This is a genomic window from Clostridium sp. LS, from assembly GCF_002760435.1.
GTDB lineage: Bacteria > Bacillota > Clostridia > Clostridiales > Clostridiaceae > Clostridium.
Genome location: NZ_AUUU01000079.1, coordinates 1 through 11,148, shown reverse-complemented (window position 1 = coordinate 11,148; position 11,148 = coordinate 1). Strand labels below are relative to the sequence as shown.

Annotated in this window: 7 protein-coding genes; all 7 read left to right on the top strand. The window is 30.3% G+C overall.

Translation table 11 applies throughout. The annotated features are described in order from the left end of the window. Nucleotides 1–133 precede the first annotated feature (133 nt). The 7 genes from COL3_RS17860 to COL3_RS17830 all read left to right on the top strand — a co-directional run bounded on the left by COL3_RS17860 (nt 134) and on the right by COL3_RS17830 (nt 11,013). The gene (locus tag COL3_RS17860; RefSeq protein WP_008421920.1) at nt 134–1,072 is read left to right on the top strand and encodes an AEC family transporter; all 939 of its coding nucleotides are present in this window, start codon (nt 134–136) and stop codon (nt 1,070–1,072) included. A gap of 23 nt (nt 1,073–1,095) precedes the next feature. After that, nucleotides 1,096–2,238, top strand: coding sequence for a glycerate kinase (locus tag COL3_RS17855; RefSeq protein ID WP_008421922.1), 1,143 nt, complete (start codon nt 1,096–1,098; stop codon nt 2,236–2,238). Between the two features lie 169 nt (nt 2,239–2,407). After that, nucleotides 2,408–4,462: an N-acetylmuramoyl-L-alanine amidase gene (locus COL3_RS17850; protein ID WP_008421924.1), complete on the top strand. Its 2,055-nt coding sequence runs from the start codon at nt 2,408–2,410 to the stop codon at nt 4,460–4,462. A 142-nt stretch (nt 4,463–4,604) separates the two neighbouring features. After that, on the top strand, nt 4,605–5,246 hold the full coding sequence (locus COL3_RS17845; RefSeq protein ID WP_008421928.1) for a hypothetical protein: 642 nt from the start codon (nt 4,605–4,607) through the stop codon (nt 5,244–5,246). 288 nt (nt 5,247–5,534) lie between these two features. After that, nucleotides 5,535–7,328 carry a DNA helicase RecQ gene (gene recQ, locus COL3_RS17840; RefSeq protein WP_008421930.1) on the top strand — a complete coding sequence of 598 codons (1,794 nt, stop codon included), beginning with the start codon at nt 5,535–5,537 and terminating at the stop codon, nt 7,326–7,328. A 151-nt stretch (nt 7,329–7,479) separates the two neighbouring features. Continuing rightward, the gene (locus tag COL3_RS17835; protein ID WP_008421932.1) at nt 7,480–10,233 is read left to right on the top strand and encodes a calcium-translocating P-type ATPase, PMCA-type; all 2,754 of its coding nucleotides are present in this window, start codon (nt 7,480–7,482) and stop codon (nt 10,231–10,233) included. Between the two features lie 183 nt (nt 10,234–10,416). Then, entirely contained in the window at nt 10,417–11,013 is a 597-nt protein-coding gene (locus COL3_RS17830; RefSeq protein WP_008421934.1) for an HD-GYP domain-containing protein, read from the top strand. Nucleotides 11,014–11,148: the final 135 nt, after the last annotated feature.

Genomic DNA, 11,148 nt, shown 5'->3' with positions numbered 1-11,148 from the left:
GTAATATTATGACCCTTGCGGTTACAAAAATATTTATTATTTCGGTAAGCTACCACTTAAATTTTGTGATTAATTTTGAAATTTATATACAACAATATATAATTCAAAAGTAGAAATGGAAGGATAAAAATTAATGGGGAATTTAATAATATCTTTTAATGTAATAATGCCATTATTTTTAAGCATTATTTTAGGGTATTTTATAAGAAAGATAGGGCTTTTTGATGAAGAGACTGTTAGAAAGATGAATAATGTTACCTTTAAAACATTCTTTCCTATAATGTTATTTAATAATGTATATAGTACAAGCTTTGAAGGAGCCTTTAATATAAAATTAATAATTTTTGCAATTAACTGTGTGTTAATTAGCTTTATTTCTATGTGCATCATTATTCCTTTATTAGAAAAAGATAATAAAAAACGTGGAGTTTTAATTCAAACTATTTTTAGAAGTAATTTTATTTTATTTGCATTACCAATTACTACATCTTTGTTTGGTAAGAATGGCTCAGGCGTTGCAGCATTATTAATTGCAATAATAATTCCAATATTTAATTTCTTAGCTGTTGTAGTCTTAGAAATTTTTAGAGATGGAAATACAGATATAAAGAAAATTATAAAAGGTATAATAACTAACCCTCTTATATTAGGATGTTTTGCTGGAATAGCTGCCATGTTATTTCAAATTAGATTACCTATTGTATTAGAAAAAACGATTAATGATCTTTCAAATGTAGCAACTCCATTAGCTCTTGTTATATTAGGTGCATCCTTTAGATTTGGCAAAATTAAAGAATATACAAAACAACTGCTAATAGGTGTTATAGGAAGATTAGTTTTAGTTCCAGGTATATTTTTGCCTATAGCTATAAATGCAGGATTTAGGAATATAGAGCTTACAGTTATAATAGTTTTACTCACATCCCCAACAGCGACATCATCATTTGTAATGGCTGAACAAATGGGAGGAGATGGCGAATTAGCAGGCCAGCTTGTCATATTTACATCTGCATTTTCGATAATTACTATGTTTTTGTGGATATTTTTCATAAAACAGTGTGGATATATTTAAAGGTTAATTAGGAGTGTTATATAATGAAAAAAGATTTAACTATTGTATTAGCGCCAGATTCTTTTAAGGAGAGTATGACGGCAAAAGAAGCTTGTGAAGCAATGGAGAAGGGGATAAAAAAAGCAAATAGTAATATTAGCTGTATACATGTACCTATGGCTGATGGAGGAGAAGGAACTATGCAGTCATTAGTAGATGCAACTAATGGAAAAATATATTCTTTGGAAGTAGTTGGACCACTTGGAAATAGGGTTGGAGCTGAATATGGAATCCTAGGAGATGGAAAAGTTGGAATATTAGAAATGGCTAGTGCTAGTGGAATACAATTAGTACATCCAGAAAAAAGAAATCCATTATTAACTACAACTTATGGTACTGGAGAGCTTATAAAGGCTTGTCTAGACCGTGGAGTGAAAAAGCTATTAATAGGTATTGGAGGAAGTGCCACTAATGATGGCGGTGCTGGAGTTATTCAAGCTCTTGGTGGAAAATTATTAGATAAACAGGGAAATGAATTAGGTTTCGGCGGAGGAGAGCTGGGAAAGTTAAGTACTATAGATTTAAGTAATTTTGATCCTAGATTAAAAGAGGTAATTGTAGAAGTAGCTTGTGATGTTAGCAATCTACTATGTGGTGAAAAAGGAGCTTCAAATGTATATGGGCCACAAAAAGGAGCTACAAAAGAAATGGTATCAATATTAGATAATAATTTGAGACATTATGCAGATATAATTAAAAATCAATTTGGAAAAGATGTTTTAGATGTACCGGGAGCTGGAGCAGCAGGGGGATTAGGTGCTGGACTTATGGCATTCTTAAATGGTAATTTGAAAAAAGGTATTGAAATGGTTATAGAGTATACATTACTAGAGGAAAAAGTAAAAGATGCCGATATGGTTTGGACAGGAGAAGGAAGTATAGATTTCCAAACTCAGTATGGTAAGACTCCTTTAGGTGTTGCAACAATTGCTAAAAAATACAATAAACCAGTAGTAGCATTAGCAGGAAGAGTTGGGGAAGGTATAGAGATTCTATATGAAAAAGGAATAGATTCAATATTTGGTATCACTAAAGGGGCAACTTCTTTGGAAGAAGCTCTAGTTAAAGGACAAGAAAATATCGAAAAGACTGCTGAAAATATAATAAGGCTAATGAACTTATTGTAAAAAGTTCATTAGCCTTATTATATTTTCTACTAAATTTATAGAACTTTAGTATAGTAAATAAATTAATGTATATCTAGACTTTCCTCTCCAGTGATACATTTACATATATCCTTATTTGTAATTTTATGGTATATATGATAAAGTATAGAATGGAGGAGGGGTAGTTATTATGTATATTAAAAAGAAACTTGCTATCTTTGCATTTTCTCTTGCAATGATATTAAGCTTATTTCCCATGGTAAATGTAAGAGCAGATACAAATGATATTAAAATAATTTCAGATAGTCCAGTTACGGCAAAACAGGCTAAAGAGTGGGCTAAATCTAAAGGTGCTACAGAAACCTTTATTGATTTAGCAGATCTCTATTTTAAATATTATTCTAATCACGGAGATGTTAATCCAGCAATTGCCTATGTCCAGGCAGCAAAGGAAACAGGCTATGGTAAGTTCGGAGGAGTTTTAGATGAAAGTTATCATAATCCTTGTGGATTAAAGATAAAAACTGCAGCTAGCGGATCTGATTATGATAAAAATGCTCATAAAAAGTTTGATAACTGGGATCAAGGTGTACAAGCTCATTTAGATCATTTAGCATTGTATGCAGGCTCAAGTGGGTATCCTAAAGATGATTCATACGATGAAAGGCAGTTTATATCTGTCAAAGGTACTGCACCTACAATAAACTCATTAGACGGAAAATGGGCTCCAAGTGCTACTTATGGTGAAGAGGTAAATACCTTATATAATGATTTACTTTTATATTCAGGAATAAAAGTTCAAGAAAATACTAAGGCTGCAAATAATGATAACAGTAGCAGCTCATCAACAGTAAATCCAGGAGCACCTGAAAGTAAACCAAATGCACTAAGCCCCAGTAAAGTCAGTGATGAAAATTCTAGTAGAACAGATAATACAGTTAATATCATGTCTAATATTGGTTGGAAGAACTTAAACGGAAAATGGTATTATTATAAATCAGATAATACAAAAGCATATGGTTGGATTAAACCTGATAAGACTTGGTATTATTTGAGAGATGACGGTACAATGGCAACAGGTTGGTTAAATAATAATGGAGCGTGGTATTACCTTTCTGATTCAGGAGCTATGTCCAAAGGCTGGTTAAATTTAAGCAATAATATCTACTATCTTCAAGGCGATGGAAGTATGGTTACTGGCTTAAAAATAATAGATAATAAAATCTATTCATTTAATGGTAATGGAAATATGGAAAAAGGCTGGAAGAGCATCAATAATCATTGGTATTATTTTAGTATTGATGGAAGCATGTCAATTGGCTGGATTAGTGATGGTGGAAGCAAGTATTATTTATATGATACAGGAGCAATGGCTAGAGGATGGATTAATGTTGACGGAGCATGGTATTATTTCAAAGATAATGGTGCAATGGCAACTGGGTGGATTACATCTAGTGGAGATTCATATTATTTAGATATAGCTACTGGAAAAATGCTTACCAATGCCACAATAGATGGCTATAAGATTGGGGCAAATGGAAAGAAGCAGACTTTATCTACTCAAAACGATAAAGATAATTCTAAATCTAATAATGTTAAATCGGATAAAATAACAATAACAGTTGATGCAGGCCACGATTATAGTACTCATGATGGAGATGGTGGAACTGTAACTACAATAGATGGAATAACATATAGTGAGTCAGATTTAGATATTCAAGTGGCAGTTAAGTTAAAAAAGGAACTCCTAAAGAGAGGATATAATGTTGTAATGACTAGAGAAGAAGGGGAGAGACCAGATTATGGTTCGTTAAATAATAGTCTTGCCCATAGAGTAGATATTGCTAATAAATCAAACTCTGATTTATTTATAAGCATACATCATAATGCTGTTGATGGAATACCAACTGCTAAAGGCGTTGAAACTTATTACAGTGTGCAGCCTAGGGATGCAGATTTTAGTGGATATGTAGATAATGAAAGACTAGAGAAATCTAAAAAAATGGCCCAGGCAATCAATGATAGCATCGCAGAAAAGGTTGGAACTAATAATAGAGGAGCTAAAAGCGATGCAAGCTCTGCAGTTGGAACTCTATATGTACTTAGAAATACAAATATGCCAGCTGTTTTAGTTGAAGTTGGATTTATAACAAATGAGGAAGAGGCAAAGAGATGTGCATCTTCTGATGGACAACAAAAGGTAGCCGAAGCTATTGCAGAGGCCATAACTAAGAATTTATCTTAAGGTATATTGCTTATAAGATAAAACCCTACTATTGAGACTTGTGTAAATTATTGACTAATATTACAGTTTAATATATAATCTAAAAGTATAAAAAAACCAGATATAGTCATTTATAACAAAGGGAAATAAGGGGGAAATAATAATGAAGAATAAAAAGTTTACTACACTATTGTTAGCTGCTATGCTAATATTAAGCTGTGTGGTTACAGGGTGTGGCAAAAGTATTACACCAAAGGAATGTGCTCAAGTATGGTGGGAGATGGCATATAATGACATTTCTAACGCATCCAAATTAAATATAAAAGACGAAGATGCAAAGGCTATTTTAGAAAAATCTACAAAGCAAAATATAAGCAAACTTAAAACTGAATATGCTGCGCAGGGATTAACTATTACAGATGACCAAGCTACTGAAATTTACAATGCAGTGAATGATTTGGGAAAGAAAGCCAACGTTACTATAGAAGAAGTATCAAATGATGGTAAAACTGCTCAAGTTAAATATAAATCAAATTATATTGATATGACAGCAATCGGGAAAAAAGCTTCAAATGATGCTGCTGAATCTGTAAAAACGTTAGGTATAACTGATAAAAAAGAGCTTATGAATAAATACTCAGAAGCACTTTTGAAAAATTTAGTAAGCGGATTGAAAAATGCAACTTTTAGCACAGATACTAAGGAGTTAACCTATACATTTACAAATCAAAATAAAGTTTGGGTACCAGAAAATCAAGAAGACCTTAGCACAAAATTAGGTATGTTAATTTCGGGACAAGTATAAAAAATTAAGTATTTTTATAATTAAAATAAAAAATACTACCTGCTGTTAATTTCAACAGGTGAATTATAATTTAGTATTAAAATATTTGACTATATAAGGCATAATAAAAAAAATTGATAATAAACAAGGACAGCAAAATAATAAGTATACCTATTTCAAATAAAAATTTTTACTATTTGAAATAGGTATATTTTTGTGTTTAAGATTTTAAATTTGTGGTATATACTATTGATAAAAAGAAGTTTATAGTGTGAAATTAGCATTAACATAAAAGAAAGGCACTTAGATATGGATAATAAGCAAAAGATTTTTTATGCATTAAAGAAATATTATGGGTTTGACTCACTAAGAAGGGGTCAATTTGAGATTATAAATAGCATTTTAAATGGTGTAGATACTTTTTGTCTTATGCCTACAGGTGCTGGAAAGTCTATTTGTTATCAGATACCAGCAATAATTATGCAAGGTATAACAATAGTAATATCACCATTGATTTCACTTATGAAAGACCAAGTGGACAATCTATCTGGAGTTGGAATTAAAGCTGCATATATTAATAGTACTCAAAGTATAGAAACCATTAAAAATATATTAATTGAAGCTTCTATGGGGGAATACAAAATAATTTATATTTCACCAGAAAGACTTGAATCTAAGATATTTAAAGATATGATTAAAGATCTTAATATATCTCAGATTGCTGTAGATGAAGCTCATTGCGTATCTCAATGGGGGCATGATTTTAGGCAAAGCTATCTAGAAATTTCAGGTTTCTGTAAGAGCCTTGCAAATAAACCAATAGTATCGGCATTTACTGCAACAGCAACTAATGAGGTTAGAGAAGATTCTATAAAACTTTTAGGACTATGTGACCCATATGTATATAAAGGAGATATTAATAGGGAAAATTTAAATATTAATATATTTAAAGAGGTAGATAAACTTGAGACTCTAAAAGATATTATAAGAGAGAATGAAGGTGCCTCAGGGATAGTTTATTGCGCATCAAGAAAAGAAGTAGACAATCTCTATTATTATTTAAAAGATTTAGGCTATAATGTTGGAAAATATCATGGTGGATTAAAGGATGAAGAAAAGGAAAAATTTCAAGAAGAATTTTTATATGAAAATTTAGATATAATTATTGCAACTAATGCATTTGGTATGGGAATTGATAAGTCTAATATAAGATTTATAGTGCACTTTACTCTTCCTCAAAATTTAGAATCTTATTATCAAGAGATAGGAAGAGGGGGAAGAGATGGAGAAACATGTAACTGCTACTTATTTTATGCTCAGTCAGATTTAGGCAGGGTTGAATATATAATAAATAAAAGTTCTTCAATAAATAGAAGAGAAATTCAACTTAGAAAATTTCAACTTATGATTGATTATTGCAATTTAAAAGAATGCTATAGAAAATATATATTAAATTATTTTGGAAATGATCGTAAATTAAATTATTGTAATAATTGCAGTAACTGTTTAAATGATGAGGAGTTGAAAGATTTTACAAGAGAAAGTCAAATGATATTATCCACAGTTTTTAGAACAAAGGAACAATATGGGGTATCAGTGCTTGTGGACATTTTAAAAGGATTTAAGGGGCCTAAGATAGTACAGAATAAGTTAGACCAAATTACTACATATGGAATAATGAAAGAATATGGAAGTACTTTTATTAAAGACTTAATCAAGAGTTTGCTAAACGAAGGCTATGTTGATTTAAAGGAAGGAACATATTCAATGTTAAAACTTAATGCTAGATCAATGAGAATTTTAAAAAGCAAGGAAACAGTTGTATTTAAGATTCTAGACAGTAGAGAGTCATTGTTGAACAAAGAATTATTTGAAGTTTTAAAGGCATGGAGAAAAGAGAAAGCATATAAGGAAAGAATAAAACCATATATAATTTTTTCAGATACAAGTTTAATTGCTATATCTAATAATATGCCTAAAAATGTTGATGAGCTACTAGAAATTAGAGGTGTTGGTACTAAAAAAGTTGAAGCCTATGGAGAGGAATTATTGGATTTAATACAAAGGTTTGGTGAAAAGGAAGTTAAAAATATGCTAAAATAGATACTTTTATAGGAATAATAGTTTATAATAATATTTAAAATAGTAGGCAATAATTAAGATAACTTAATATTGGCTATATATTTTGTGTTAAAATATATTGATTATTTTTAGTTTACTGCCTAAGAGGCTACATTACAAAGGAGTTTAGTTAATGAGATATTTTAATGAAGATATACAGTCTGTTTTAGAAGACTTGAATGTTAATTTAGAAGAAGGTTTAAAGGACTTATCAGTAAGAGAGAGAACTGAAAAGTATGGAAAAAATGAATTCACACGCAAAAAGGAAGAAAGTATATTTAAAGATATAAAAAATGCTTTACTTGAACCTATGATGCTTATTCTTCTAGTTGCAGCCTTTGTCAGCGCAATCATTAGAGAATATTATGATTCCATAGGTATTGTTTGTGCTGTGGCAATTGGAATTACTATTGGAATAATTACTGAGGGGAAGTCAAAAAAAGCAGCTGAATCTTTAGCTAAGATGACGGAAAATATTGTTGTAAAAGTACTTAGAAATGGTACTATAACACAAATTAATAAAAGTGATTTAGTTCCTGGTGATATCGTATATCTTGAAACAGGAGATATGATACCAGCTGATGGAAGGTTTGTTGAAACAACTGATTTAAAAGTTAGGGAAGATATGCTGACTGGGGAGTCGGATGATGTTAAAAAGGATGCCAAATTAATAGTTAACATGGAGGAAATACAAACAGGCGGGAATAAAAAAATTCAAGATCCAATTCCAGCGAAACAAATTAATATGGGATTTGGAGGAACATTAATTGCTTATGGAAAAGCAACAATGGTTGTCACAAGTATTGGAGATAACACTGAAATGGGGAAGATAGCCCAAACTTTGCAGGCTGAGGAAGAAGAAACTCCACTGCAAAGAAAATTAGGTGATTTAGGTAAAACAATTACTAAAATATCTAGTGTTATAGCAGGTTTACTATTTATATTTATGGTAACTAAAATGGTTTTATCAGATAAGCTGAATGTAGATATTTCAGGAATAATTCCGTTTTTAAATTCAATAGATCCTGTAAAAACCGCCTTTATTGTATGTATAGCATTAATAGTTGCAGCTGTTCCAGAAGGGTTACCAACAATGATTAATATGACCTTAGCAATTACAATGCAAAAAATGGCAAAGATTAATGCTCTAGTAACCAAAAAAGAGGCTTGTGAAACTATAGGTTCTGTAAGTGTAATTTGTTCAGATAAAACTGGAACATTAACTCAAAATAGAATGACTGTAGAAAATCTTTATTTAAACGGAAAGTTTTTTGATGATAAAAATGACATAGATGACTATTTTGTAAAAAACTGTTTAGTAAATTCAACAGCAGACATAAGTTTTGAAGAGGATAAGTTGAATTATCTTGGTAATTCAACTGAATGTGCATTACTTTCCTATTTAGAAGAATATGATTATAAACAGGAGAGGAAAGAAAGTGAAGTAATTCACCAGATACCATTTAACTCAAAGAATAAATTTATGGCAACTATTATGAAAATTAAAGAGATGAATGTAGTTCTTGTAAAGGGAGCTCCTGAAATATTATTATCAAATGCCTATAACGAAGTTATAAATGATAAATTTATTGATTTGACAGAAGATAGAAAAAAACAAATTATGAAGGAAATACAAGATTTACAAGCTAAATCTATGAGAATATTAGGCTTTGGCTTTAGGATAATTGAGGATGTTGAAGCAGAAGCAGCAGTTACAAGTGATATAAGTATTTTAAAGCCAGAGTCATCACAGGCAGGAAGCGGTTTAGTGTTTAGTGGTTTTGTTGCTATAAGAGATCCATTAAGACCAGATGTGGCTGAAGCTATTAATACAGCTAAAAAAGCAGGCATTGAAACTAAGATGTTAACTGGAGACAATATAAATACAGCAATTGCAATAGGTGATGAACTTGGAATGCTTAAAGGTGGAAAAAAAGCAGTAGAAGCAACCTATATTGATTCCTTAAGCAATGAAGAATTAAAGGAAGAAATTAAAAATATAGCAATTGTTGCTAGAAGTAAGCCGGAAACCAAAATGAGAATTGTTGAAGCACTTCAAGAAAACGGAGAAGTAGTTGGAGTAACAGGGGATGGAATTAATGATGCACCTGCGCTAACAAAAGCCGATGTTGGAATAGCCATGGGTATTTCGGGATCAGAAGTTTCTAAAAATGCTGCAGACATAATTTTAACTGATGATAACTTTACTACGATTATTCAAGGAATAAAATGGGGAAGGGGAGTTTATGAAAATTTCCAAAGATTCATTCAGTTCCAGATCACAGTAAATATAATTGCGTTTTTAATTGCAATAATATCTCAAATTTTAAATTTTGAGATGCCATTTACCACAATTCAATTATTGTGGATTAATATAATAATGGATGGACCACCAGCTTTAGTTTTAGGATTAGAACCAATTAGAAATAATGTATTCAATAGAAAGCCTGTAGATAGAAATTCAAGTATAATTACAAAAACAATGATTACATCAATAATTTTAAATGCTATTTATACCACCTCGATTTTGCTTTTGCAAATGAGATTTAATATTTTGGGTGCGTCAACAGAAAAAGTTGGATTTGCTAGTGAAATGGAAACTGTTTTATTTGGCTTATTTGCATTTAGTGCTTTATTTAATGCATTTAATTGTAGGGAATTTGGTACAAATAGCATAATACCTAACTTCTTCAAAAATACAATAGCAATTAAAGTAATTGCTATAACAGGATTAGCACAAATTATTTTTACACAAGTATTTACTACTTTCTTTAGTTCAGTCGCATTATCACCATTAATGTGGATTAAAGTGTTGATATTATCTTTTATGATAATAGTGGTAAATGAAGCTGCAAAATTTATTTTAAGGTTAACTAAAAAACAATGATAATATAAAAAACAAAAAAATGTCGATATTAGAGATAAAAATGGAATTAAGGTCATTTATCTATTAAAATTGACAAAATATCTAAAATTACATATATTTTCTGAATAGTTGTTTATAGAATGTTAATAATATGATAATATATGAAATGAGAAGACTAAAATATATGATTGTGGTGGTGAAGAAATGATAGAAGAATTTAACGATGATACATATCATGAAATCATAAAGAGCATGGTTGCTACATTAGAAGCAAAAGATCTTTATACATATGGTCATTCAACAAGAGTGGCAGATATGGCATATAGTTTAGCAAAGGTTCTAGGAATGACAGAAAAAGAATTAAAATTGATACATATTGCAGGAGATTTGCATGATATAGGTAAAATTGGAGTACCCGATAGTGTTTTAAATAAACCAAGTAAATTAGAATTCGATGAATGGGAATTAATGAAAAAACATTCTGATATAGGATATAATATATTAAGCAAAGCAAATACATTCAAAAATGTTTCTAAAATAGTTTTATATCATCATGAAAGATGGGATGGAAAAGGATATCCAGAGGGTCTTAAAGAAGAACAAATACCACTTGCTTCAAGAATTTTAGCAGTTTGTGATTCTGTAGACGCTATGAAAAGTGATAGACCGTATAGAAAATCAATAAGCGATGAAATATGCAGAGAAGAAATAAGCAAAAATAAAGGAATAATGTATGATTCTCATATAGCAGAATGTATGCTTGATAATTGGGATAATATAGTAATGAAGTTGTATAACTAAAATTGGAACTATATATAGATTTATCTATAGTATAGTTCCGATTTTTTTTATTCTCTAGGAATTTATATTATTGGATAGACTGTGGATAACTTATGGAAAAGGCTAGATCAAAAGACTACGATTGAAAAGAGAATA